Origin of the sequence: Aliiglaciecola sp. 3_MG-2023, from assembly GCF_030548205.1 — a bacterium.
Lineage (GTDB): Bacteria > Pseudomonadota > Gammaproteobacteria > Enterobacterales > Alteromonadaceae > Aliiglaciecola.
Map to the genome: position 1 here is coordinate 1 of NZ_JAUORV010000012.1, position 26,176 is coordinate 26,176.

Annotated in this window: 19 protein-coding genes and 1 tRNA gene; 11 read left to right on the forward strand and 9 right to left on the reverse strand. The window is 40.4% G+C overall.

Annotation, left to right across the window (positions count from 1 at the left end; genetic code table 11):
* Window position 1 precedes the first annotated feature (1 nt).
* Window positions 2-76: transfer RNA gene (locus tag Q4574_RS14025), tRNA-Gln, on the forward strand.
* 128 nt (window positions 77-204) lie between these two features.
* Window positions 205-1,662: a sodium:alanine symporter family protein gene (locus Q4574_RS14030; RefSeq protein WP_303474774.1), complete on the forward strand. Its 1,458-nt coding sequence runs from the start codon at window positions 205-207 to the stop codon at window positions 1,660-1,662.
* Window positions 1,663-1,691: 29 nt separating this feature from the next.
* Here the strand turns inward: Q4574_RS14030 and Q4574_RS14035 are convergent, their stop codons facing one another.
* Complete coding sequence (locus Q4574_RS14035) at window positions 1,692-2,852, reverse strand: FAD-dependent oxidoreductase (RefSeq protein ID WP_303474775.1); 1,161 nt, start codon at window positions 2,850-2,852, stop codon at window positions 1,692-1,694.
* A gap of 254 nt (window positions 2,853-3,106) precedes the next feature.
* Between Q4574_RS14035 and miaB the strand changes: the two genes are divergently transcribed.
* From miaB to lnt, 5 genes are read left to right on the forward strand one after another with little or no spacing between them, the layout of a single operon-like run.
* Window positions 3,107-4,543, forward strand: a complete 1,437-nt coding sequence (miaB, locus tag Q4574_RS14040) for a tRNA (N6-isopentenyl adenosine(37)-C2)-methylthiotransferase MiaB (RefSeq protein ID WP_303474776.1) — start codon at window positions 3,107-3,109, stop codon at window positions 4,541-4,543.
* Window positions 4,544-4,570: 27 nt separating this feature from the next.
* Complete coding sequence (locus Q4574_RS14045) at window positions 4,571-5,617, forward strand: PhoH family protein (RefSeq protein ID WP_303474777.1); 1,047 nt, start codon at window positions 4,571-4,573, stop codon at window positions 5,615-5,617.
* Window positions 5,614-6,072: an rRNA maturation RNase YbeY gene (gene ybeY, locus Q4574_RS14050; RefSeq protein WP_303474778.1), complete on the forward strand. Its 459-nt coding sequence runs from the start codon at window positions 5,614-5,616 to the stop codon at window positions 6,070-6,072. The genes Q4574_RS14045 and ybeY overlap by 4 nt, the downstream gene beginning before the upstream one ends.
* A 33-nt stretch (window positions 6,073-6,105) precedes the next feature.
* Window positions 6,106-6,966, forward strand: a complete 861-nt coding sequence (gene corC / locus Q4574_RS14055) for a CNNM family magnesium/cobalt transport protein CorC (RefSeq protein ID WP_303474779.1) — start codon at window positions 6,106-6,108, stop codon at window positions 6,964-6,966.
* A 13-nt stretch (window positions 6,967-6,979) separates the two neighbouring features.
* Window positions 6,980-8,476 carry an apolipoprotein N-acyltransferase gene (gene lnt / locus Q4574_RS14060; RefSeq protein ID WP_303474780.1) on the forward strand — a complete coding sequence of 499 codons (1,497 nt, stop codon included), beginning with the start codon at window positions 6,980-6,982 and terminating at the stop codon, window positions 8,474-8,476.
* Window positions 8,477-8,603: 127 nt separating this feature from the next.
* Here lnt and greA read toward each other — a convergent pair whose 3' ends face one another.
* The 4 genes from greA to dapB form a co-directional block, all read right to left on the reverse strand.
* A complete protein-coding gene (gene greA / locus Q4574_RS14065) occupies window positions 8,604-9,080 on the reverse strand; it encodes a transcription elongation factor GreA (protein ID WP_303474781.1) in 477 nt (158 codons plus the stop codon).
* A 106-nt stretch (window positions 9,081-9,186) separates the two neighbouring features.
* Window positions 9,187-12,411, reverse strand: coding sequence for a carbamoyl-phosphate synthase large subunit (carB, locus tag Q4574_RS14070; RefSeq protein ID WP_303474782.1), 3,225 nt, complete (start codon window positions 12,409-12,411; stop codon window positions 9,187-9,189).
* Window positions 12,412-12,430: 19 nt separating this feature from the next.
* On the reverse strand, window positions 12,431-13,594 hold the full coding sequence (carA, locus tag Q4574_RS14075; protein ID WP_303474783.1) for a glutamine-hydrolyzing carbamoyl-phosphate synthase small subunit: 1,164 nt from the start codon (window positions 13,592-13,594) through the stop codon (window positions 12,431-12,433).
* Window positions 13,595-13,919: 325 nt separating this feature from the next.
* On the reverse strand, window positions 13,920-14,723 hold the full coding sequence (gene dapB / locus Q4574_RS14080; RefSeq protein WP_303474784.1) for a 4-hydroxy-tetrahydrodipicolinate reductase: 804 nt from the start codon (window positions 14,721-14,723) through the stop codon (window positions 13,920-13,922).
* Window positions 14,724-14,931: 208 nt separating this feature from the next.
* On the opposite strand from dapB, the gene Q4574_RS14085 reads away from it, so the two are divergent.
* The 3 genes from Q4574_RS14085 to Q4574_RS14095 all read left to right on the forward strand — a co-directional run bounded on the left by Q4574_RS14085 (window position 14,932) and on the right by Q4574_RS14095 (window position 17,796).
* Window positions 14,932-15,459 (forward strand): PH domain-containing protein, encoded by a 528-nt coding sequence (locus Q4574_RS14085; RefSeq protein ID WP_303474785.1) that lies wholly within the window; start codon window positions 14,932-14,934, stop codon window positions 15,457-15,459.
* Window positions 15,452-17,017, forward strand: a complete 1,566-nt coding sequence (locus tag Q4574_RS14090) for a PH domain-containing protein (protein ID WP_303474786.1) — start codon at window positions 15,452-15,454, stop codon at window positions 17,015-17,017. The genes Q4574_RS14085 and Q4574_RS14090 overlap by 8 nt, the downstream gene beginning before the upstream one ends.
* A 77-nt stretch (window positions 17,018-17,094) precedes the next feature.
* Window positions 17,095-17,796: a cytochrome b/b6 domain-containing protein gene (locus tag Q4574_RS14095; protein ID WP_303474787.1), complete on the forward strand. Its 702-nt coding sequence runs from the start codon at window positions 17,095-17,097 to the stop codon at window positions 17,794-17,796.
* A gap of 24 nt (window positions 17,797-17,820) precedes the next feature.
* Here Q4574_RS14095 and Q4574_RS14100 read toward each other — a convergent pair whose 3' ends face one another.
* The 4 genes from Q4574_RS14100 to grpE form a co-directional block, all read right to left on the reverse strand.
* Window positions 17,821-18,297, reverse strand: a complete 477-nt coding sequence (locus Q4574_RS14100) for a cytochrome c (protein ID WP_303474788.1) — start codon at window positions 18,295-18,297, stop codon at window positions 17,821-17,823.
* A 255-nt stretch (window positions 18,298-18,552) separates the two neighbouring features.
* Complete coding sequence (dnaJ, locus tag Q4574_RS14105; protein WP_303474789.1) at window positions 18,553-19,692, reverse strand: molecular chaperone DnaJ; 1,140 nt, start codon at window positions 19,690-19,692, stop codon at window positions 18,553-18,555.
* Window positions 19,693-19,895: 203 nt separating this feature from the next.
* Window positions 19,896-21,824, reverse strand: coding sequence for a molecular chaperone DnaK (gene dnaK / locus Q4574_RS14110; RefSeq protein WP_303474790.1), 1,929 nt, complete (start codon window positions 21,822-21,824; stop codon window positions 19,896-19,898).
* Between the two features lie 102 nt (window positions 21,825-21,926).
* On the reverse strand, window positions 21,927-22,544 hold the full coding sequence (gene grpE, locus Q4574_RS14115; protein WP_303474791.1) for a nucleotide exchange factor GrpE: 618 nt from the start codon (window positions 22,542-22,544) through the stop codon (window positions 21,927-21,929).
* Window positions 22,545-22,771: 227 nt separating this feature from the next.
* Here grpE and Q4574_RS14120 point away from each other — a divergent pair, with 227 nt between their 5' ends.
* Window positions 22,772-26,137: a PAS-domain containing protein gene (locus Q4574_RS14120; protein ID WP_303474792.1), complete on the forward strand. Its 3,366-nt coding sequence runs from the start codon at window positions 22,772-22,774 to the stop codon at window positions 26,135-26,137.
* Window positions 26,138-26,176 lie beyond the last annotated feature (39 nt).

Consider the following 26,176-nt stretch of genomic DNA (forward strand, 5'->3'; position numbering starts at 1 on the left):
TTGGGGTATAGCCAAGCGGTAAGGCAGCGGGTTTTGATCCCGCCATTCGTTGGTTCAAATCCAGCTACCCCAGCCATATTTAAGCCCAAGATTTTGTCTTGGGCTTTTTTATTGCTTGCAAATTGTTAGCATTCCTTCTCTTTACATGGGAACCAGATCACTTCAAACTGAACCTATAATAATTATAAGCAACTAAGGATTAGCGTGATAAACGACATAGTTAGTTTCATAAACGATTTATTATGGAACCGAGGGTTGAGTGTTCTATGGGAAACTGAGGGGGAGCAATCTAGTTTTTATGTTCCAATACTTGCCCTAATGTTGGTATGTGCTGGAATATGGTTCACTGTGCGATTAGGATTTTTACAATTCCGACATTTTGGGCACATGTTTAGCATCATGAAAAACAGCACCCAAAGCGATTCATCCGGTATAAGTTCATTTCAGGCATTGTGCACAAGTCTTTCTGCTCGAGTTGGAACCGGAAATTTGGCTGGTGTAGCAGTTGCCATTTCACTCGGTGGCTCAGGCTCGATTTTCTGGATGTGGATGATTGCCTTACTAGGCATGGCTACCGGCTTTGCAGAAAGCGTATTAGGCCAACTATATAAAGTAAGAGATATTAACGGTGAATTTCGCGGTGGTCCCGCCTATTACATACAACAAGGCTTAAATAAACGCTGGTTAGCTGTGTTGTTTTCATTATTTCTGTTTCTAGGATATGGATTTATTTTTAGTGCGGTACAAGCAAATACAATTACCGATGCTTTAAATCACGCCTATGAAATCCCCACCCATTATTCTGGTCTGGTTATTATCCTGATGGCTGGAATGATAGTAGTCGGTGGACTGCGTGCAATAGCAAGATTCGCAGAGTGGATAGTGCCATTTATGGCTATTTCATACGTTCTAGTAACCCTAGGTATTACTATTGCTAATTTTGATCTTGTTCCGGCAATGATTTCAGATATTGTATCTTCCGCATTTGGTTTGCACGAAGCGGCTGCTGGGGCTTTAGGTGCAGCAATAAAGAATGGTATTCAACGCGGTCTTTATTCAAACGAAGCTGGTTCAGGAAGTGTACCTCATGCAGCAGCTGGAGCGTCACCCAATCCTAATCACCCAGTTTCCCAAGGTTACGTACAAATGCTTGGAGTGTTTATCGATACAATGATTTTGTGTACCTGCACTGCTGTTGTCATATTGTTAGCTGGGGGATCAAGCAGTGAGCAAATGGAGGGCATTCGCTTAACGCAAGATGCTATGGGTAGTCACCTAGGTGAATTTGGTGGGGACTTTGTTGCCGCTGCTATTAGTTTATTTGCATTTACCTCTGTTGTAGCAAATTATGCTTACGGTGAAAGTAATCTGCATATGTTTAAACTAGATAACAAAGTAGGGCGCTGGGTTTATACTGCCGGTTATTTATTGATGATATTTTGGGGATCCATGGCATCACTTCCCAAAGTTTGGGCAATGGCTGATATGGCGTTGGGGCTGATGACTTTTATTAATATTATTGCCATAGTGTTAATGACACCCACTATCGTTTCGATTAGTCAGGATTATTTTGAAAAGCGTAAAAAAGGTCAAAAGCCAGAATATCTAAACGGTGACTGTGAGATCCAAGGTGAAACTGAAAAAGGAATCTGGGGCAAATAACCTCTCTTCTCCGCTGGATTGGCGCTGGTTTAGGTCAATCCCAGTGCCACCTTCATCACCTGCTTTTTAATTGGCCCAGCTTTGTCGGCCAAATTTAATCCAAGGTTTCTAAATAGTTTTAAAGGCAAATTGTCATTGCTAAATGCCGCGTATATTGCATCCATGGTAGACATCATAAGTAAATTAGACGATTTTCGCTTACTTTCATATTGTTTTAGCAAGGGTTGGACTGAGTTTTCGCTAATATCCCATCCACTGAGGCACTCTAAAAACACTGACACATCACGAAAACCTAAATTCACCCCCTGTCCTGCCAATGGGTTTATGGTGTGAGCGGCATCGCCAATTAACACACTGTTACCTTTGTAATACTGGTTTGCATGCATGCGGGTTAGAGGAAAACTTGCAGTTTGAAGTATTTCGAAGTCCCGCAATTTGTCGGGGAAATGCCCTAATATTTGTGCTTTTAAACTACTCGAATTTAAACGTTTTAATTCTGCCACTCTATCTGCCGAGTCATACCAAACTAAGGATGCAAAACCATCATACAATGGTAAAAATGCCACAGGGCCTGAAGGCTTAAATTGTTGCCAAGTAATATCTTGCTGTATAGCGTCCGCCAATTTTATATTGATAGCCAATGCATGTTGTTTGTATTGCCAACCTTGCTGGCCAATATTTAACGCATTGCGGACCTGAGAGTTTCCTCCATCTGCACCAACAAGCATTTTACACTCATAGGATAGATTGTTCCCAGTGCGAATAATATTTGGCCTACCACTCTCAATACCTTTAATCGTTACTCCACTCACCAATGTAATGTTTGGCAAAGCACGGATCCGATTTAGTAATGCCAACTGAATCAATCGATTCTCAACAATAAACCCCAATTGTCCTTGGTTTATTTCACTGCTATCAAACTGCGTTGCGCCTTTATCCTCCTCCCAAACCAACATTCTTTTAAATGGGCAAATTCGTTTAGATTCTACATCTTGCCAAACGCCTAAAGAATGTAATAGGGATTGCGCTTTGAGATTAATTGCAGATACCCGCATATCCGGTGGTTGTTCTGGTGAGTATTCGGAGGGTAATTTGACTTCAAAAACAACAACTTTGAGCCCCTGCTTTGCTAGCCCAACAGCCGTTGCAGCACCTACCATTCCCCCCCCCACTATACCGACATCAAACATATCTTCACATCACGCTGAATTAACTTTATTTACTATATCATACTGAATTAATGTCTATTTATTCAGGGAAATATTAAAAAATTTAAGTATAAACATGATACGTCAGTTAAATAACAGATGAGAGCTAGATCCTATGAGCAAATAGCGTTAAAATAGGCGGTTCGCTTAAGCTAGTATACAAGAAGTTGGTCTTGCATAGGCAGGCCGCAGTGGCGTCTAAATGACATATAAATAGTAGGGTTTGAAAACGCAATATGAGCAAAAAGTTATACATTAAAACGTGGGGCTGTCAAATGAACGAGTATGATTCGGAAAAAATGGCCGATCTACTTGATTCTACTCATGGTTATGAGCTTGCTGACGAAGCAGAAAACGCGGATGTTATTTTGTTAAATACTTGCTCTATTCGCGAAAAAGCCCAAGAAAAAGTATTCCACCAATTAGGCCGTTGGAAAAACCTGAAAAAAGATAAACCTGAACTAATAATTGGTGTTGGTGGTTGTGTTGCCTCCCAAGAAGGAACCACCATTAGACAAAGGGCTCCTTTTGTCGATTTAATATTTGGCCCACAAACTTTGCATCGATTACCCGAAATGATCAATCAGATACAAGGTGGCAGTAAGTCAGTAATCGATGTCAGTTTTCCCGAAATCGAAAAGTTCGATCGGTTACCGGAACCTAAAGCAGATGGGCCAAGCGCCTTTGTATCCATAATGGAAGGTTGTTCTAAATATTGTAGCTTTTGTGTAGTGCCATACACTAGAGGCGAAGAAGTCAGTCGCCCAGTGGATGATGTCTTGCTTGAAGTAGCGCAACTTGCAGAACAAGGCGTACGTGAAGTTAACCTATTAGGTCAAAACGTGAATGCGTTTCGAGGGCCTCATTTCGATGAAAGCATTTGTACTTTTGCAGAATTGCTTGAATTAATTGCGTCCATCGACGGTATTGATAGGATCCGCTACACCACTTCCCATCCTGTTGAATTCACTGAAGATCTAATTGAAGCTTACGCTTCTATTCCAGAATTGGTTGATCACCTGCACTTACCGGTGCAAAGTGGTGCTGACCGCATTCTAAATTTGATGAAACGCGGCCACACGGCAATTGAATTTAAATCTAAAATTCGTAGACTTAAAAAGATTCGACCTAACCTGTGTATGTCATCAGACTTTATTATTGGTTTCCCAGGCGAAACCGACGAAGATTTTCAGGCAACGATGGATTTAATTCAAGCAATTGATTTTGATATGAGTTTCAGTTTTATTTACAGTGCACGCCCCGGCACCCCTGCGGCAGATTTGCCCGATGATGTCAGTGAAGAAACTAAGAAACAACGATTACAAATTTTACAAAGTAGAATTAATCAACAAGCCTTGCGAATAGCCAGAAATATGCTTAATACAGAACAACGTATTTTAGTTGAAGGTCCTTCTAAGAAAAATCCAATGGAATTATCCGGTCGAACTGAGAATAATCGAGTGGTTAACTTTGAAGGCACACCCGATATGATTGGCGAATTTATCGACGTCAAAATTACCGATGTATTTGCGAACTCTTTGCGAGGAGACGTTGTCAGACGTGAAAAAGATATGGGCTTAAGAGTCAGCATTGCACCTAAAACTATTTTGTCAAAACAAAGTACAAATGATAACCCGTTAGGTGTACAAAAATTTTCTCCCGTATCACATTAATTTTAATTAAAAAGGTAAATTTTAATTTTGAGTACTATTGTCAGCAACGAAGTATTTTTAGAACCCGCAGATAACAAACGTTTATCGAGCTTATGCGGGCCTTTAGACGACAACATAAAACAGATAGAGCGCCGTTTAGGGGTGGAAATTACTTACCGCAATAATGAATTTAAAGTACTAGGTGATCCGTCACAAAGTAATGGCGCTGCACAACTACTTAAATTACTTTATATCGAAACTCAACCTATAAAGGGTAAAATTCCAATTTTGGAGTCTGACCAAGTTCATCTAGCCATTCAAGAAGCGAAATGTTTAGAAAAAGCAGAAGCGGGACACTACGGTAAAGAAGTGCATATAAAAACCCGTAGAGGTGTTATTAAACCCAGAAACCCTAATCAAAGCCAATATGTTTCCAATATCTTGAACCATGATATCAGTTTTGGTGTGGGCCCTGCTGGTACAGGTAAAACCTATTTAGCTGTTGCTTGTGCTGTGGATGCGTTGGAGCGCCAAGAAATACGCCGAATATTGTTAACTCGTCCCGCAGTTGAAGCTGGTGAGAAACTCGGTTTTTTACCAGGTGATCTATCTCAAAAAGTTGATCCTTACCTACGCCCACTCTATGACGCACTGTTTGAAATGTTAGGCTTTGAAAAAGTCGAAAAATTAATTGAACGTAACGTTATTGAAGTAGCACCTTTGGCCTATATGCGTGGACGGACATTGAACGACGCTTTCATCATCTTAGATGAAAGCCAAAATACCACTGTAGAACAAATGAAAATGTTTTTAACTCGAATTGGTTTTAATTCACGTGCAGTGATAACGGGTGACATTACACAAATAGATCTCCCCAGGGGGGTTCGTTCTGGATTGCGTCATACCATCGACGTATTAAAGGATGTTCAAGATATTTCCTTCAACTTTTTCACTGCTAATGATGTGGTAAGGCACCCAGTAGTAGCTCGAATTGTGCGAGCATATGAAGAGTTTGAATCTGCGCAAGAAAAAGCTAAGCATCTTAAACAAGCAGAACTCAATGGCAAAGGCGACAATGAGAAACCAATTAAGTGAAAATTGACTTAGACATTCAAATTGCCTGTGAAAATACTAATTTACCTACAACAGAACAGTTTGAACAGTGGCTTCAATTCGCATTAGCCGAACAAAAAATTGAAGAAACGGAATTAACTATCAGAATTGTTTCCCCTGAGGAAAGCCAACAATTAAATGCAACTTATCGAGAAAAGGATAAACCAACGAATATTTTATCCTTTCCTTTTGAGTCCCCTGCTGAAATAGAACTTAATTTTTTAGGGGATTTAGTGGTTTGTGCAGATATCGTTGATAAAGAAGCTAAACAACAGAATAAGCAATTATTAGATCATTGGGCACATATGATTGTCCATGGAAGCCTTCATTTACTTGGGTTTGACCATGAACATGATGACGATGCAAAAATTATGGAAAGTCTAGAAGTGCAAATTTTAGCAAAATTAGGCATTGACGACCCCTATCAAGATCATTAAATATAGTGATCCAAGGAACCTAAAAAAGACATTATGAGCGAAGACAACCCCCACTCTACTAGCGGTTCTACGAATAAAAGCTGGCTAGATAAAATAGTACAAACTTTTAACGCAGAACCGAAAAGTAAAGAAGCATTAGTTGATATTATTTCCGATGCTGAGCAGCGAGAAGTAATTGACCCTCAAACCAGAGAGATGATTGAAGGTGTGATGGGAGTGAACGAGATGCGTGTTAGGGATATTATGATCCCACGGGCACAAATGATGACCATCAACGTTGACGAATCAGTAGAAGAGTTTCTTCCTGTCATGCTCGAATCTGCCCACTCACGTTTCCCTGTCATCAACGAAGACAAAGATCACATTGAAGGGATTTTGTTAGCCAAAGATTTATTGGCTTATGCATTTATTCCAGGAAAAGAATTCCATCTAAAAGACGTGTTAAGACCTGCGGTAATTGTGCCCGAGAGCAAACGGGTGGATGTGTTACTTAAAGAGTTTCGTCAAGAGCGCTACCACATGGCTATTGTCGTTGATGAATACGGTGGTGTATCTGGTCTAGTTACAATAGAAGACATTCTAGAGTTGATTGTAGGTGAAATAGAAGATGAACATGATATCGATGAAAATGAGTCTGATGATATTCGTCCACTAAATACTTACACCTACTCTGTGAAAGCCCTCACCCCCATTGAAGATTTCAATCAATTTTTCGAAACCCATTACGATGTAGAACAAGCTGATACTATTGGTGGGATCGTATTGAAAGCCTTTGGTCATATGCCAATGACTGAAGATGAGATCGAGATAGATGGTTTGGTTTTTAAAATTACGAATTCCGATAAACGCCGCTTGTTACAACTAAAAGTGACCTTACCAAACAAAGAAGACTAAGTTTAAAAAAGCCATGCTGCACTATATTGCTGTTCTTTTATTCGGTGCTTTACTGACGTTTAGTTATGCACCTTTTTCACTTTGGTTTTTAACGCCGATTTTACTAACAGGATTGTTTTATCGATTACTGTTAAGTAAATCAGGGTTTAAAACTGGATTTGCATTTGGTTTAGGTTGGTTCGGGGCTGGAATCTCCTGGGTTCACGTTAGCATTGCTGACTTTGGAGGCCTCCCCTTGGTTGGCTCCGTCGGGCTAATGATTTTGCTCTGTAGTTTTTTAGCGTTATATCCTGGCTTGTTTTGTTTTGTTCTGAAACGTTATTGTCAGCCGCGCTTTTGGCCTTTACTAGCACCTTTTATTTGGTTTTTATGCGAATTTGTCCGGAGCTGGTTATTCACTGGGTTTCCCTGGCTATCAATAGGTTACAGTCAACTATCAGGCCCCTTATCCGGATGGATGCCAGTTTTAGGTGAAACAGGCGTAAGTGTTTTATTGATCGCCATCTGTAGTTCTATAGCACTTAGTATCAAACAAAAAACGGTTATTCCTTCTGTAGCGTTAACTGGTGTCGTTTTAATCAGTGGTTGGGCTTTAAATGCAGTTGAATGGGTGAGTGCAAAAACAAACAGTTTCTCCATAGCAATGGTACAGGGCAACATTAAGCAAGAAATGCGTTGGGCGCCAGAAGAAGAAGTCCCAACTATGACAAAATATCTCAAATTAACTAAAGAACATTGGCACAATGAACTTATTATATGGCCTGAAGCAGCGATTCCACGACTAGAGTCAACAGCTGAGTCATTTTTACATGACTTAGACACACAAGCTGCCAATAATGACTCAAGTTTAATTACCGGTATTGTCAATTATAATTATGATTCACGACAAGCATTTAATAATTTGATTACGCTAGGTAAAAAAAGCCCTTCAGATACCTCTGGTCAATATCATTATTTGCACGCAAATCGCTACGATAAACATCATTTATTGCCTTTTGGAGAATTCATACCATTCGAAAGCTGGTTAAGAGAGCTAGCCCCCATTTTTGATTTACCCATGTCGTCCTTTACAAGAGGAGACTACTTACAGCCTAACTTAATCGCAAATGGTATTAATTTAGCACCCGCAATCTGTTTCGAAATTGCATTTCCTAGACAAATAGCAGCAAATTTAACGCCGGAGACGGATTTTATTATTACAGTGAGCAACGATGCGTGGTTTGGCCGCTCCCATGGCCCAGATCAGCATTTAGAAATTGCCCAAGTGCGAGCAAAAGAGTTTGGATTACCAGTTCTAAGGGCAACCAATAATGGTATTACCGCGTTCATCGGTTATGACGGAGAAGTAATTAGTCGTTTACCGCAATTCCAAGCAGGCGTATTATCCGCTGAGATAGCCAGTACTTCAGGCTCTACCCCTTATCGACGATGGGGAGACTTACCTTTGTGGATTTTAAGCTTAATTGTATTGGCTTGGGTTTGGCGAGAAGCTGCCAAAAATAAGACATAGTGGGGATAAAGCGGAATATTAGCTTATGAGGTGAATATTTTGGCTGGCATCCTAAAAACCTAACCAGCCAAAACAGACTATATTCAATCTGAATTATTCTTTAATTCGAACAGTCGTAACCTTGAAATTAAATATATTCAACTTGTGATACTTCGTATTCCACTGTGCCGGCGGGCGTCTGAATGGTCACAATGTCATCTTCTTCTTTACCAATCAATCCACGTGCAATAGGTGAATTCACTGATATTAAGTTATTTTTAATGTCTGCCTCGTCATCGCCAACGATTCTGTAGGTTGTTTCTTCATCGGAATCAACATTAATAATGGTAACAGTAGCACCAAAAATAACTTTTCCGTTATTTGGTATCTTAGTTACATCAATAATTTGTGCATTAGATAACTTGCCTTCGATATCTTGAATTCGGCCTTCACAGAAACTTTGTTGTTCACGGGCCGCGTGATATTCGGCGTTCTCTTTTAAATCACCATGCTCCCTAGCTTCAGCTATGGATTGAATGATTTGTGGTCGCTTAACAGATTTAAGTTCATTAAGCTCTTCGCGCAACATTTCTGCGCCTTTTGCTGTCATTGGATATTGATTCATTGATCAACGCTCACTTATATGTGCTTTTGTTTGTATTGAGGTTAATTAAAAAGTGCGCAGTGAATGCGCACTTTTTTCTAGAAAGTATACTTAGTTTACCACAAGTTTAGCGTTCGTTAACTCTCTGGTGTAAAGATTGCACCGAGTTAACATTTGCACGATCATCCGCAGCTTGTGCATTCACGGTTGCAAATGCAGCATTTAGCGTTGTGGTATAGGTGATTTTATTAAGCAAAGCTTCACGACGAATATAGACAGAATCATTGATCGCCTTACGACCCTCGGTAGTGTTGACTATATAGCAATATTCACCATTTTTAATGGCGTCAACAATATTAGGTCGACCTTCCGTTAGTTTATTTACGACACTACAGGTTATGCCAACATCATTTAACTGTTTAGCTGTACCTGAAGTTGCCTCTAAACTAAAGCCCTTTTCAATCATTTTACGTGCAAGTTCGACAACACGATTTTTATCGTTGTGACGAACAGAAATGAGCGCTTTTCCTTTTTGTGGAATTGGTGCACTTGCCCCTAAATTTGCTTTAGCATAAGCCTCTTCAAAGGTATCACCCACACCCATTACTTCGCCCGTAGAGCGCATTTCAGGACCTAACAAGGGATCCACACCTTGGAACTTAGCAAATGGCAACACGACTTCTTTCACCGAATAAAACGGCGGAATAATTTCTTCCGTTACACCCTGAGAAGGCAGTGATTGACCTACCATTGCCCTAGCACCAATTTTTGCAAGTGCCATTCCTGTTGCTTTAGACACAAATGGAACCGTGCGAGCAGCTCGTGGATTCACTTCAATTAAATATACTTCACCATTTTTCACAGCAAATTGTGTATTCATTAAACCCACAACACCAAGCTCTAGTGCCATATCTTTCACTTGCTTACGCATGACATCTTGGATTTCTTGACTCAATGAGTAAGGAGGTAGAGAACATGCAGAATCACCAGAGTGAACACCAGCTTGCTCAATGTGCTCCATAATGCCCCCGATTACCACGTTTTCACCATCACACATGGCGTCTATATCAACCTCTATAGCGTCATCAAGGAATCGATCTAGTAATACGGGTGAATCATTAGATACTTTTACTGCTTCATTCAAGTAACGTTTTAAATCTTTCAAGTCATACACAATTTCCATCGCTCGACCACCTAGTACATAGGAAGGACGCACAACTAATGGAAAACCAATTTTTTCCGCTTCAACCAACGCTTGTTCCATATTGCTGACGGTGCAATTTGCTGGTTGTTTTAGATTCAATTTGTTAACCATGTGCTGGAAACGTTCACGATCTTCGGCTCTATCAATCGCATCAGGAGGAGTTCCAATTATTGGCACCCCTGCCGCTTCTAAATCACGAGCAAGTTTTAATGGGGTTTGCCCACCATACTGCACTATGACCCCAACAGGCTTTTCAATGCGCACAATTTCAAGTACGTCTTCTAGGGTAACAGATTCAAAATAAAGTCGATCAGAGGTGTCGTAATCGGTTGAAACCGTTTCCGGGTTACAGTTAACCATAATGGTTTCATAACCGTCTTCACGCATAGCTAAAGCGGCATGAACACAGCAGTAATCAAATTCTATACCCTGGCCAATACGATTCGGACCGCCACCTAGAACCATAATTTTATCTTTATCAGATGGATTCGATTCGCACTCTTCATCATAAGTGGAATACATGTATGCGGTGCTAGTAGAAAACTCAGCGGCACAGGTATCAACACGCTTATAGACAGGCATAACCTCCATTGAGTGCCTAACTTCGCGCACGTCACTTTCAGCCACATTGGTTAATTCAGCCAAACGAGAATCTGCAAATCCTTTGCGCTTAAGAATACGCATCATATCTAAATCGATACCCGTTAAGCCAATTTCTGAAACCTGTTTTTCTAGATTGATTAGTTCTTCAATCTGAACTAAATACCAGCGGTCGATATTGGTCAAAGCAAATACTTGATCCACTGACATACCCATTCTCATTGCATCCGCAATAAACCAAATGCGTTCTGCGCCTGGTTCCCTGAGTTCACGTATAATGGTTTCTTCGCTTTCCGGATCGTCAATATCGATAATAGGATTGAGACCGTTAACACCAACCTCTAAACCACGTAACGCTTTTTGCAACGATTCTTGTAGATTACGACCGATTGCCATGACTTCCCCCACAGATTTCATCTGTGTGGTTAAGCGATCGTTTGCACCCGCGAATTTTTCAAAGTTAAAACGTGGTATTTTGGTAACAACGTAATCAATAGCAGGCTCGAAGGATGCAGGCGTTAAGCCTCCTGTAATGTCATTAGCAAGTTCATCCAAGGTATAACCAATGGCCAATTTAGCCGCAACTTTAGCTATCGGAAAACCGGTAGCTTTTGAGGCCAAAGCAGAAGAACGAGACACTCGAGGGTTCATTTCAATGATGACCATACGTCCGGTGTTAGGATCAACACCAAATTGTACGTTTGAACCGCCGGTTTCAACACCAATCTCACGTAATACGGCCATCGCAGCATTACGCATGATTTGAAATTCTTTATCAGTAAGAGTTTGCGCTGGGGCAACCGTAATAGAGTCACCGGTATGAACGCCCATGGGGTCAAAGTTTTCGATGGTACAAACAATAATGCAATTATCGCTTTTATCCCGTACCACTTCCATTTCATATTCTTTCCAACCAATTAGCGATTCATCAATCAATAGTTCACTGGTTGGTGAAAGGTCTAAGCCACGACGACAAATTTCATCAAATTCATCCACGTTATAAGCGATACCGCCACCAGAACCCCCCATAGTGAATGAAGGTCTGATGATACAAGGAAAGCCAATGCGACTTAGTACATCATGTGCTTGTTCAATGGTATGCGCAATTTCAGCTCTAGGGCATGCTAAGCCAATTGATTTCATTGCTTTGTCGAAACGCTCGCGATCTTCCGCTTTATCAATTGCATCAGCAGTTGCACCGATCATTTCTACTGAAAATTCGTCCAATACGCCATGTTTATTTAAATCAAGGGCGCAGTTCAATGCGGTTTGCCCCCCCATGGTGGGTAAAATAGCATCAGGACGTTCTTTTTCAATAATGCGTTTTACCACTTCCCAGTGGATAGGCTCTATATAAGTTGCATCTGCCATTTCTGGGTCGGTCATGATAGTGGCTGGATTGGAGTTAACCAAAATAACCCGATACCCTTCTTCACGCAGAGCTTTACAGGCTTGAGCTCCTGAGTAATCAAATTCGCAAGCTTGTCCAATAACGATTGGACCAGCCCCCAGAATCAGAATGCTTTTTAAATCAGTACGTTTTGGCATAGTATTCTTTCTCTCGGTATCAAGCTGAAGTTGAAGTTGTTGCTGATTTCGATTTTTCTATCAGCTCAATAAAATGGTCAAACAAGGGAGCTGCATCATGGGGACCTGGACTTGCTTCAGGGTGTCCTTGAAAACTAAATGCCGGTTTGTCATTTCTGCGTATGCCCTGCAAAGACTTATCAAACAAAGATACGTGAGTTACTTCTAAATTATCAGGCAAAGAAGATTCATCCACGGCAAAACCATGATTTTGGCTAGTAATCATAACCACATCACCCTTCAAATCTTTAACGGGATGATTAGCTCCGTGGTGACCGAACTTCATTTTTTCGGTTTTTGCGCCGCTAGCTAACGCTAATAGTTGATGGCCCAGACAAATCCCGAAAATCGGAATCTCTGTTTCCAGAAAGGTTTTGATGGCAGCAATGGCGTAATCGCAAGGCTCAGGATCACCTGGTCCATTGGACAAAAAGATGCCATCCGGTTCCATGCCCAATACTTCTTCAGCAGGTGTTGTAGCAGGCACTACCGTTAAACGGCAACTTCTATCTACTAACATACGTAAAATATTATGTTTGGCACCAAAATCATAAGCAACTACGTGAAACTTACAATCTTCTACATTTTCCGCATATCCATTTTCTAGCGACCAAACGCCATCTTGCCATGGATAGGTAGTCGTTGTAGTAACCACTTTAGCGAGATCCATCCCTTTCAACCCCGGAAAAGCTTTAGCAGCATTCAATGCTTCCGAAACATCATCTTGATTAAATTCATCAACAGTAACGATACACCCCTTCAAGGCACCTTTATCGCGAAGAATACGAGTCAATCGACGAGTATCAATATCAGCGATGCCAAGAATGTTGTTATCTTTCAAATAGTCAGAAAGAGAAGATTGATTACGGAAGTTACTAGCTAATAAAGGAAGGTCTCGAATAATTAGGCCTTTAGCCCAAATTTTTGTAGATTCCACATCTTCTTCATTCGTGCCAGTATTACCTATGTGGGGATAAGTTAAGGTAATAATTTGTTCAGCATATGAAGGGTCAGTTAATATCTCCTGATAACCTGTCATGGATGTATTAAACACCACTTCACCGACAGAAACACCAGAAGCTCCAATAGATGTGCCTTTGAAAACAGAACCGTCTTCTAACACCAAAAGAGCAGAAATAGCCAAGTCAACCTCCTAATTAAGGACAACCCAAGGTTTTTTCGCAAGCTAAGCTCCAAAACCCTATAAAAAACGGGTCGTAATTATTAATTTACATCCCGTTTACTTCATCACCGCTAGTATTTTCGGGAGATTTAGCACCTCTAATCCGAAAATTTGGCAAATTCCCGAGATCATACACTAATGGTTTTATTTGATCCAATAGATTGTAGAAAAATTACTAAAATGAGCATTTGACTCAAAATTCATAAGTAAATCATTAAAAGGTTAAATTAAGCGCTGAATGGCTATTATTAAGTTTCACGATAACCTTAAGGATAAAATGTTGGGTTTAATTGAGCTCCAACACATCTTGCATTGAATACAGACCTGCAGGTTTGCCAACCAGCCACTTAGCAGCAGTCACTGCACCTTTAGCAAAGGTTAATCTGCTAGAAGCTTTATGTGTGATCTCCAATCTCTCTCCAATGTCAGCAAATAGCGCAGTATGCTCACCAACCACATCCCCAGCTCTTACGGTAGCAAAACCAATAGTTTCATGCTTACGTTCCCCTGTGTCACCTTCTCTGCCATAAACAGCGCATTGGTTTAAATCGCGGCCAACTTCATCTGCTATCGCTTCACCGATAGCCATAGCAGTGCCAGAAGGTGCGTCTTTTTTAAAACGGTGATGAGCTTCAAGGATTTCAATATCGGCGGTATCACCCATTGTTTTTGCGGCTTGACGAACCAAGTTCAGCATAAGGTTAACGCCAACACTGTAATTGGCAGCAAAAACGATTGGAATGCTCGTTGCTGCGCGCTCTAAGCTTTCTTTTTGTTTGTCGTTAAGTCCGGTCGTACCAATTACTATTGCTTTTTTATTTGCCACACACCAAGCTAAGTTTTGTTCTATCACATCTGGTAACGTAAAATCGATTACCGCATCAATTTGTGTTGTATTGGGTTCTAAACTGGCTGTAATTTTAAGATTCTGTTTAGAGATACCTGCTAATTCACCGGCATCCATCCCAATCCATTGAGAACCTTCTCTAACTGCAGCTGCAACTAAATTAATGTCGCTGTCCAAATGGGCTGCCTCTATTAATACGCGCCCCATTCGACCATTGGCTCCTAAAATACCAATTCCTGTCATTTTCCACTCATCTCTCATAGTCAATATCAATGATTATTGTGCAATATAAACCGAAAATTTGCAGCTGAAAAAACGCGATAAGATATATTTGATTACACATTTATATGGCGGCGTTTTATAGCAATAGGATTTTGTAACCTTATATATATTGATTCAAAATCTGATTCCGCTACATTAGAGTAAACTAATTTAATGTTGCCCGACTATTGTGACTTATCAACTATTAGAAACATCTGACCTACCCGATCCATTGGAAATTAAGTTTGAGCCTCTGCATAGACATTATCGACCCACGGCTATTGCTACCATTTGGGCTTTTTCACTATTCTTTATGTTAATTATGACCTTAACCCGATGGCAACCGTTTGTTGCTATTCACCCCGAAATAACAGCTATTTATCCTCTAGGGCTAGGGATCGTATTGTTGATCTCAATTCTAATTAGCATTTATTTATATATTGCCATTCCATGCAAACAATATTGCTTAACAGAAACTGATTTGCATTTTGCCAGTGGAGTAATATTTCGAAAAATATACAGTCAACCAATTTTGCGAATACAACACGTTGAATTAAAACGAGGTCCAATTGAAAGAGCATTTAAATTAGCTTCATTGCAAGTGTTTAGTGCTGGCGGTTCTATGTATACCTTTGAAATACCTGGTTTAAGTTTGAATGACGCGCAAAAAATTAGACGATTCATACTAGAGCATAAGAGTGTTCGCACTGATGGATAATAAGGAAATAGACTCCACATCTAACAATGAAAGTTGGCAAAAACTTTCTCCCATTGCGGTTTTATATTTTATTGCAAGCGGTATTAAATTAGCCGCTAATAATGCCATTTATTTGCTTCCAGCCATCGCTGTAAGCTACTCCACAGTGCAACAAAACCCTAAAATATGGCTGCCTATCGTAATCAGTGTTTTAGCTTTAATTATTGTTTCTTCTTGGCTTCAATACGCTTTTTACTCATTTCGACTAGTGAATGAAACAGTAGAGATCCGATCCGGTGTATTCTCAAAAACACATGTTGATTTACCATTTGCTAGGATCCAAAACGTAACTATCGACATTCCTCTTTATTATCGACTTACTCATACTTGTTGTTTACAACTCGATACTGCTGGTTCGGCAAAACAAGAGGCAAAAATAGTCGCTTTACCAGTGGAGTATGCTGAAACTTTAAAAACGTCAATTCTTCATAAAGAGCAAACACCGAATACACACTCTGCGGAACTAGTAGATAACGCGCAGATTGCCTCGGAACACCCACCCAGGAAAGATGATAAAGAGCAAGTTCTGAATCAACGTTCAGTGAGCGATTTAATATTACACGGTATTACCAACAATAGAGTTTGGATAATTATTGGCGCTCTTGCCCCTTTTTATGATGATATTGCTAACTACTTAGCTTCATTTTCACAACAGTTAGGCTTTGATTATCAGCAATATTTTGATCCACAATCATTGGGGATTTGGCAACTAGGACTGGCATTTTTCTCGTTAATACTTCTTGCAACACTTTCAATTACAGTTTTGTCTGTTTTAGGATCGATTGTGTTGTTTTACAACTATTCATTGGCAAAAACGACAGACAGATATATTCGTCGCAGTGGTTTATTCACTAAACAAGAAGTCTCCATGAAGCGTTCACGCTTGCAAGTGATTGCATTAAAGCAAGACTGGCTAGATGTGTTACTTGGTAGGATAAATTTAGAACTAAAACAAAATAGCAGTACAGCGCAAAATAACAGCGAATTACAGGCCAACTCCAACAGGATACTAGTTCCTTCAGTGACACAAAAAGAGTCAGACGTCATTGTTGAGGATGCTTTCCCTGGCAATAAACTGCATAAAATCACCTTTAAGGAAATCAGTAAAAGATTCATTTTACGTCAATTTTTGTGGTTGATCCCGTTTAACCTGCTCATAAGCGCAATCACTTTTTCAAAGTCGGGAATAATCGGTATTTTACTCACTCAGGTGATAAGTGGCCTAATTGTACTTTTGATATACTGTCGATGGAAACGCTGGGGTTACGCCGATGATGAGGATTATATCTATATTAGAAAGGGGTTATTCGGTGTGGATTTTTACAGTTTCCCTAAATATAAGGTACAGCAAACTCAGTTCATACAAAGCCGAATGATGAGAAGACGCAATTTAGCCACAATCAATATTGTTATGGCATCGGGTGTATTAAAGATCCCTTTTATAAACCATGTTGATGGAAAAAGAATTTTAGGCAACGCATTGTACATTGTATCTAAACTAAAGCGTTCATGGATGTAATCTAAAAAGCGTGATTAAGACTAATTAAAATAAATATTTATTCGAGGATATTCTGACCTCTTTGGAGAAAAATCAAAATGCAAAAGAAATTAATCTGGGATTTACCCCTTAGGCTTTTTCACTGGTTACTAGTGCTCGCATTGGTTTGCCAATGGATAACGGCAGAATTAGGTAGTGGATATATGGATTATCATTTTTATATTGGTTACTTCACGTTAGGTTTAATTATCTTCAGATTGATTTGGGGGATCGTTGGCCCAAAATACGCGAGATTCAGTAACTTTTTATACCCTCCAAAGGCTATCTGGCAATATCTCATGTCATTTTTGCGCGCAAAGAATCCGCACTTCACTGGTCATAACCCCCTAGGTGGGCTCATTGTTCCTGCCGTCATTTTGGTTGTTGGTTCACAGGCAATAACCGGGCTGTTTGCGAGTGATGATGTACTTGCTTCTGGTCCTTATATGTCGGCAATAAGCAGCGAAACCCAGAGCTGGTTAGACAGTTTACACCATCAAATATTTAATGTTATTTTGGCTATAGCGGGGCTTCATATCTTAGCTATATTTTGGTACCAGTTTGGCCGAAAAATTCCATTAATCGGGGCAATGTTTAGTGGAAAAAAAATGATTACTGATAAAAAAACCGATACTGCTCAAAACGGTATCGGTTCATCTAGATTAATTTTAGCGGTTATTATTGCAATTATAATTGCAGCCTTCCTGTATTGGTTAATTGCTATTGCAGCTCCTGTACCAGAAGTAGACTACTATTTTTAATTACAAACGACTTCTTACAAGGTGTTATTCCGCCTTGTAAGAATCATGACAACCTTTACACGATTTGAAGATTGCTCCAATGTTCGCCTTAAGTTGTCCTTCATCACCACTAGCAGCCGCCATTTTTAGGTTACTCGCCGCTTCAGTTAATGCTGTGATTTTTGTCTGGAAATCAGAATAGTCTTTCCAAATTGCCGGTAAAGCTTCAGTTTCAACACTGAATTTGCTGGTGTCGACTGAAAAGTAATCGTCCATCATCAAGGATAACTGCTCAATTCGCGTTGCATTTTTTTCTAATGTCTCAGCGCTCAAAGGAACGGCTCCCTTCGCCATAGCGCCCATAATCCCAACGTTACTTTTCACTAATTGCAATATAGCTTGACGATATTCTATTGCATCACCTGCATGCTTTTCCGATTTAGCAGGCGTCACTGCCACTGATGCGAAACTTACAGTTAACAATGTAATACCTAACATCGCAGGAGCGATAATGTTTTTCATATTGACCTCGATTAAATGGATAGTTTATTGGATTCGTCGACTTAGATTTGACTCACTAAAAAGCAATTTACATTGTTATATCATTATAAATCAACCATTAATTAGCTGAGCACGGTTTATACTGATTTTTTAACACAGTCTGCTTATACACAGTTATTTACTTTACGTAACCTTTACCTAAATTAAAGCATAAAACTTAGGTATAAAAAAAGACGCCATAAAAATGACGTCTTAATCATACCACTTATTTTTAGATTAACTGGTTAAGTCATCGAAAAATTTCTTCACACCATCGAAAAAACCTTTCTCTTTTGGACGGTATTTTGCAGCTTCATCGCCTTTGCCCATTGAATTATTCAATTCCTGTAATAATTCCTTTTGTTTGCTATTCAGATTCACTGGCGTTTCGACCACGACGCGACACATTAAATCGCCTACGCTGCCACTTCGCACAGATTTAACACCTTTACCACGTAAGCGGAAAAGCTTTCCAGTTTGCGTTTCTGGGGTAATTTTTAATTTAACTTTACCATCCAAAGTAGGTACTTCAATATCACCACCTAGGGCTGCAACCGTGAAACTTAATGGCACTTCACAATACAAATTATTGCCGTCTCTGGTAAAGATATTGTGTTCACGCACATGCACCTGAACATACAAATCACCAGGATGAGCACCGCTTTCACCTGCTTCCCCCTCACCTGTCAAACGAATACGATCGCCAGTATCTACACCGGCAGGCACTTTGACTGATAAGGTTTTGGTTTTCTCAGTTCGACCATGGCCATGACATTCACGACAGGGATCAGAAATAATTTGACCGCGACCTGAACATGTTGGACAAGTTTGCTGCACAGCGAAAAAGCCCTGACGCATTTGCACTTGACCATTACCATGACAAGTTGGACAAGTTGTTGGTTTAGTGCCTTTTTTAGCACCAGAACCGTCACAAACCTCACATGCAACTAAGGTGGGTACTTTTATTTCAACGCTCTTTCCGCGCACCGCTTCTTCTAAGCTCAGCTCCAAATTATATCGTAAGTCAGAACCTTGACGAGCACGTGATTGACGTCCGCCGCGACCACCTCCGCCGAAAATATCACCGAAGACATCGCCAAAAATATCACCAAAATCAGCACCACCACCAAAGCCAGCGCCGCCTCGGTTAGGATCAACGCCAGCGTGACCATATTGATCATAGGCCGCTCGTTTTTGCGAATCGGTTAGGATTTCGTGAGCTTCTTGCACCTCTTTAAATTTTTCTTCCATGCCTTTATCACCCTTAGTTCTATCCGGGTGATACTTCATGGCGAGGCGTTTGTATGCCTTTTTAATTTCGCGCTCGTCAGCACTTTTGCTAACTCCAAGCACTTCATAATAGTCTCGCTTCGACATATCGCTTGTGTATCCTTTTTGATGACAAACACAACATAGTGTGTTTGAACGTGAGCAACTGTAGATGCCCTTATTATTCGGGCTTATCCCCTTGCCACCTAAACGCGAAATTAAGTAACAAGGGGATAACACTTAAAAGGCGCAGAAAGGTCATTTCTGCGCCTATTGTTATATTTCACCTGTCAATAGACAGGTTAAGACGCTTATTTTTTATCGTCTTTTACTTCTTCAAACTCAGCGTCAACTACGTCGTCTTCGCCTTCAGCAGATTCAGCTTGAGGTTGCTCTGCACCCGCAGCGGCACCATCAGCAGCAGCTTTAGCTTGAGCAATTTCCATCAGCTTAGCTGAAGCTTGGATCAATTCCTGAGTTTTAGCTTCAATCTCTGCTTTATCTTCATTCTTCACAGCAGTTTCAAGGGCTTCAATGGCTGTTTCAATAGTTGCTTTATCTTCAGCTGGTAAATCGTCACCCGCTTCTTCAATTTGTTTTTTGGTACCGTGGATCATTGCATCAGCTTGATTACGTGTTTGTACCATTTCTTCAAATTTCGCATCAGCATCTTTATTCGCTTCTGCGTCAGCTACCATTTGCTCAACTTCAGATTCACTCAAACCAGAAGAAGCTTGGATAGTAATTTTCTGCTCTTTACCTGTATCTTTATCTTTAGCAGACACATGCAGAATACCATCAGCATCAATATCGAAAGTGACTTCAATTTGAGGTGCACCACGTTGTGCAGGGCGAATACCTTCAAGGTTAAATTGACCTAGAGATTTGTTACCCGCAGCTTGCTTACGCTCACCTTGTAATACGTGCACGGTTACCGCAGACTGGTTGTCTTCTGCTGTTGAGAAGGTCTGTGATTTCTTAGTAGGAATCGTAGAGTTTTTCTCAATCAACGCAGTCATCACACCGCCCATGGTTTCAATACCAAGAGACAGAGGAGTAACGTCTAGTAACAATACATCTGTTACATCTCCGGCTAACACTCCACCTTGAATCGCGGCACCTGCAGCAACAGCTTCATCAGGGTTAACATCTTTACGAGGTTCTTGTCCGAAGAATTCAGTGACATACTTCTGTACCAATGGCATACGTGTTTGACCACCAACCAAAATAATATCGTTTACATCGCTCACTGACAAATCTGCATCCGCAAGGGCTTTCTTCACTGGTTCAAGGGTTTCCTTAACCATATCTTCAACAAGTGATTCCAACTTAGCACGAGTAACTTTAATGGTAAGGTGCTTAGGACCAGAAGCGTCAGCGGTAATGTAAGGTAGATTCACTTCTGTTTGTTGTGCAGAAGATAATTCAATTTTAGCTTTTTCACCTGCTTCTTTAAGACGCTGCATTGCAAGAGGATCTTTACGTAAATCAACGCCTTGATCTTTCTTGAATTCATCAACCAAGTAATTAATTACACGGTTATCAAAATCTTCACCACCTAAGTGTGTATCACCATTAGTCGCAAGTACTTCAAAGGTATGCTCGCCTTCAACTTCATCAATCTCAATGATGGAAATATCGAAAGTACCACCACCAAGGTCATAAACGGCAACGACGTTATCACCTTTTTTCTTGTCCATGCCATAAGCAAGTGCTGCAGCAGTTGGCTCATTGATGATACGTTTAACTTCTAATCCAGCAATTTTACCTGCATCTTTAGTTGCTTGACGCTGTGAGTCGTTAAAGTAGGCAGGAACAGTAATAACCGCTTCAGTGACTTTTTCACCCAAGTAATCTTCAGCCGTCTTTTTCATTTTTTTCAGTACTTCAGCTGAGATTTGTGGCGGAGCCAACTTCTCACCCTTCACTTCTACCCATGCATCACCATTATCCGCCTTGCTAATAGAAAATGGCATAATGTCGATGTCACGTTGCACTTCTTTATCTTCCCAACGACGACCGATAAGACGCTTGATAGCATATAAAGTGTTTTGTGGATTAGTAACTGCTTGACGCTTAGCAGGTGCACCTACCAAAGTTTCACCATCGTTACTGTATGCAATTATAGATGGCGTTGTACGATCACCTTCTGCATTTTCTAAAATTTTAACTTTGTCGCCTTCTAAAACTGCGACACATGAATTTGTTGTACCTAAGTCGATACCAATGATCTTACCCATTAGCGTGTCTCCATAAAAAATTATTAAAACTAAGTCTTAGTATTTGTGGGGTTATTTTGATTTTTTTCAACATTAAATGTAAAAAAATCTCCACAAAAACTCTTATGCTTCGATGTCTACGCCACCTTCAGCGGCTCTAGAAACCATTACCATTGCAGGACGTAACAACCTGCCATTAATTTCATAGCCTTTTTGCATCACTGCCATCACCGTATTCGGTGGCAACTCTGCGTTTTCTTGCATCGACATTGCCTGATGCAACTCTGGGTTGAAGGGTTCACCTTGCGGATCAATCACTTTCAAACCGAATTTTTCGACTGTGCTGACAAAAGACTTAAGGGTAATGTCTACCCCTTCCATCATAGGTTTGAGGGATTCATTGTCAGGATCAGCTAATTGAATCGCTCTTTCCAAATTATCCGCCACTGGCAAAAGCTCTCCAGCAAAACGCTCCAATGCAAACTTACGAGCTTTTTCCACTTCGGCCTCTGCACGACGACGAGCATTTTCCATTTCAGCTTTGGCTCGCAAAACCGAATCTCTCTGCTCATTCACCGTCGCTTCAGCTTTAGCTAATGCTACTTGTAACTTTGCAATTGTTTGTTCGGAATCTCCGGCACCGGCATTTTCAGCCGCTTGATCAACCTCAGCTTGTTCTGCTTGATTGAATTCAGGTTGTTCCTGTTGATTATTATCTGTTGGCTGTTGCTCTTTGCTCATGCCTTACTCCATCGCCTTTTTCACTAAACTTAATCGGATTAATTTCGAGTTGCGATATAAATGGGGTTTGTTTAAACGGCTTCAAGGGTAAAGACCCCAGTTTTTTTAATGAAATAGAAAAAACATTTCCAATTGGAATTAAAAGCAATCGGTTTTATAGTGAGTTTGGCTTAAAAAAATAATTATATTTCAATAAATAGCCCCTTAAAAAGGATAAGAATCAGCCAATGTTTTCCCTTGTTTCCATGTCTACTGTCATTTTTGTATATTTAATCACGCTGTTCCTAGTTGGCTACTTAGGTGACAAATACTTACGACAAGGGCGGCAACACCCGATAATTTATAGTTTAGCGCTAGGCGTTCATTGTTCATCTTGGGCATTTTTCGGCACAACAACGCAAGCGACTCAGTATGGATGGGCTTTTGTACCCACTTACATGGGCATTATAATGGTGATGCTTTTGGGTTTTGGTGCGTTAAAGAAAATAGCAGAAATATGCCAACGGAATAACATTAGTTCACTTGCCGATTTTATTGGTGTGCAATACAACAGTGCGAATCTGCTTGCCGCGACTGTTTCTTTACTGTGTTTTATAGGCGTGGTGCCTTATGTGGCTTTGCAACTCGACTCAGTCGTAGATAGCTTAGCACTGTTGACGAATGAGTCATCAACTAGCATGGGGTTGTATGTAGCCATCGTTCTTGCAGTGCTGGCAATATTTCTTGGTGCCCGCTCATTTGATCTAACCGATAAAAAACCTGGTTTAATGATAACCGTCGCCTTTGCTTCAGCGCTAAAACTCTTAGCTCTCTGTTTCGTTGGTATTTTCGTTTGTTATGGTTTATTTAACGGTATATTTGATTTAATGGGTAAAGCGCAGTTATCTTCTAAAGCACAACAAGTTTTGCAGACGGATTCTGGGGGATGGGTTTACCTAAGCCATGTTTTTTTGGGGATATGTGCGATGTTTTGTCTGCCAAGGCAATTCCATGTTAACTTCGTCGAGTACAAATCTAAAACTGAACTGCATACAGCTAGGTGGTTGTTTCCTCTTTTCTTAGCAGGCATGGGGTTGTTCGTACTGCCCATCGGCTTAGCTGGTCACATAATATTTGATAAACAAGACATTTCTACAGATATCTATGCCCTAGCACTCCCCCTGAACGCAAATAATGGCATGACAACCTTAGTCAGTTTTATTGGTGGCTTAGCAGCAGCGACTAGTATGGTGGTAGTAGCAACGTTGGCGGTAGGAATAATGATCTCTAACAACCTCATTACTCCGGTTTGGGTTAAGTTCAAATTAATCAATCAAAAACAAAACAATTTAAGCCCTTCCATCATACTGTTTATTCGACGACTCACCATAGCGTCAGTATTAGCTGTTTCCTACTTTTATCACAAAGACGTCAGTTCAGGCTCACCCCTTGTGAATAGCGGTATTATTGCTATGGCATTATTGGCGCAAACATTTCCCATGATGATCCTTAGCCTGTATTGGCAAAAATCAAATAAATTAGCAGCATATATTGGATTGCTGGTAGGTTCAGCAGGTTGGTTTTATTGGTTACTTTGGCCCAGTATTACTTCAAGTTATTATTTTGACGCAACGCCAACAGATTTAGAGTTGGGTCGGGGGTTTATATTCAGTTTATTAGCTAATGGAATATGTTTTGGGATCATCGCTTGGTTCAGTCCTTCCAGTCCTGCAAACCAACAAAATCATATTCAAACTAACCGTCCTCAGAAACATCCAATTAAGCTCTCTAAATTACTTGCTCTCACGCAAAATGTGCTTAGCCAGGATGAAATTAACGGTCTTAAAAATAAACTCGGTAATGCTGGCTCAAATAGTTTTGCCAGTATGAGTATAGTTGAATCCGTTGAAAGCATGTTGGCTGCAAAAATAGGTGGCGCAAGTTCACGAATTTTAATTTCGGCAATTGCAGAAAAAGACGAGGTCCCGCTAACTGAATTAGTTGAATGGATGGAGGAAGCAGCGCAAACTTTTCAATTTAATCACGAAATTTTGCAATCCAGTGTTGAGCACATTCAACAGGGAATCAGTGTTATCGACCCAGACCTAAAATTAATAGCTTGGAATCAACGCTACATTGAAATGTTCGACTACCCTGAGGGGTATATCCATGCTGGTATCTCTATGCGAAAAATTCTGGCGTTTAATGCCCAACGAGGGCTGTTTGGAAGCGTAGATAACCCGCAGCAAGAGATAGACAAACGGATAGAGTATATTAAACAAGGCAGCATCTACAAATATGTGCGCAAGCAACCGAATGGTCAGGTAATAGAACTCAATGGCGGTCCTCTCCCCGGTGGCGGTTTTGTGACCACCTACAGCGATATTTCTGAGTACATGGAAATTCAACAACAATTAGAGCAAGCTAAATCGCAGTTAGAAAAACGCGTAGACTTGCGTACAGAAGAGCTTAAACATTCTAACCAAGCATTAACTAAAGCAAAGCTTCTCGCTGAAAGAGCTAATGAGAGTAAAACCAAGTTTTTAGCAGCAGCCGGACATGACCTAATGCAACCTTTCAACGCGGCAAGTTTGTTTGCTGAGTTGATACTGCAGAAATCCAACGAACCTGAAATTAAACAGTTAGGTCAATCCTTAAATGACTCCATCAATAACGCAGAAGAGTTGCTTTCTTTGCTGTTAGATATGACAAAGTTGGAATCGGGTGTGCTGGAGTCTCATATTCAAGAATTTCCGATAGATGACATTTTATCCCCTTTATTTAATGACTTTAATTTAATCGCACAACGGAAAAACCTGAACTTAAACTATGTGCCCAGCAGTGTGGTGGTCGTGTCTGATAAAAAGCTGCTAAAGCGTATTGTTCAAAACTTATTATCGAACGCAATACGCTATACCCAATCAGGTAAAATTGTCATGGGTTGTCGGCGCAACAAACAACATGTGAAAGTCTGCGTTTTAGACACTGGACCTGGCATATCGACAGCAGATCAAGACCATATTTTTGAAGAGTTTAAACAGTTAGACAAAACGAATGTTCAACAAGGATTGGGATTAGGACTTACAATAGTGGACCGCCTTTCATCTCTGCTCAATCATCCAATTCAGTTGCAATCGAAGATTGGTAAAGGCAGTAATTTTTCGGTTTCACTCCCCTTAGGTAAACGTACCAGAAGCCAAGTTAAAAGCGTCGGCGCAATGCCAATCAAAACCGAGATTTTACATGGTAAAACCGTGCTTTTAGCGGAAAACGATCTGCAAACACAAGAGGCGGTCGTGCAATTACTAGAAAGCTGGGAAGCAAAGGTAGTAACGGTTGAAAACTTGGAAGATGTTGAAAGCTTAGACAAAAACAACCACATCGATTTAATGCTATTAGACTATCATTTGGATCATCATTTAACCGGACTAGACATCGCTAAAAATCTTAGAAACAACTTACCTTATCCCATTCCAGGCATACTTAATTCATCTGATCGTAGTGATAATATGCGTGAAAATGCACAAACTGCAGACCTACTGTTTCTTCCTAAACCCCTTAAAAGTGCCGCGCTAAAACGGATGTTGCGAAAGATTAAGTGGACTAAAACTTAACTAGATGGTTGGTTAGAAGAACAGGTTTGCAACAGGCTG

What these genes read in the sequence shown, in the direction of transcription:
- Q4574_RS14090 (WP_303474786.1), top strand. Translation starts at nt 15,452, where the DNA reads ATGGATAATAAGGAAATAGACTCCACATCTAACAATGAAAGTTGGCAA.
- lnt (WP_303474780.1), top strand. Translation starts at nt 6,980, where the DNA reads ATGCTGCACTATATTGCTGTTCTTTTATTCGGTGCTTTACTGACGTTT.
- miaB (WP_303474776.1), top strand. Translation starts at nt 3,107, where the DNA reads ATGAGCAAAAAGTTATACATTAAAACGTGGGGCTGTCAAATGAACGAG.
- grpE (WP_303474791.1), bottom strand. Translation starts at nt 22,544, where the DNA reads ATGAGCAAAGAGCAACAGCCAACAGATAATAATCAACAGGAACAACCT.
- carB (WP_303474782.1), bottom strand. Translation starts at nt 12,411, where the DNA reads ATGCCAAAACGTACTGATTTAAAAAGCATTCTGATTCTGGGGGCTGGT.
- Q4574_RS14095 (WP_303474787.1), top strand. Translation starts at nt 17,095, where the DNA reads ATGCAAAAGAAATTAATCTGGGATTTACCCCTTAGGCTTTTTCACTGG.
- greA (WP_303474781.1), bottom strand. Translation starts at nt 9,080, where the DNA reads ATGAATCAATATCCAATGACAGCAAAAGGCGCAGAAATGTTGCGCGAA.
- Q4574_RS14035 (WP_303474775.1), bottom strand. Translation starts at nt 2,852, where the DNA reads ATGTTTGATGTCGGTATAGTGGGGGGGGGAATGGTAGGTGCTGCAACG.
- dapB (WP_303474784.1), bottom strand. Translation starts at nt 14,723, where the DNA reads ATGACAGGAATTGGTATTTTAGGAGCCAATGGTCGAATGGGGCGCGTA.
- dnaJ (WP_303474789.1), bottom strand. Translation starts at nt 19,692, where the DNA reads ATGTCGAAGCGAGACTATTATGAAGTGCTTGGAGTTAGCAAAAGTGCT.
- Q4574_RS14120 (WP_303474792.1), top strand. Translation starts at nt 22,772, where the DNA reads ATGTTTTCCCTTGTTTCCATGTCTACTGTCATTTTTGTATATTTAATC.
- dnaK (WP_303474790.1), bottom strand. Translation starts at nt 21,824, where the DNA reads ATGGGTAAGATCATTGGTATCGACTTAGGTACAACAAATTCATGTGTC.
- corC (WP_303474779.1), top strand. Translation starts at nt 6,106, where the DNA reads ATGAGCGAAGACAACCCCCACTCTACTAGCGGTTCTACGAATAAAAGC.
- Q4574_RS14100 (WP_303474788.1), bottom strand. Translation starts at nt 18,297, where the DNA reads ATGAAAAACATTATCGCTCCTGCGATGTTAGGTATTACATTGTTAACT.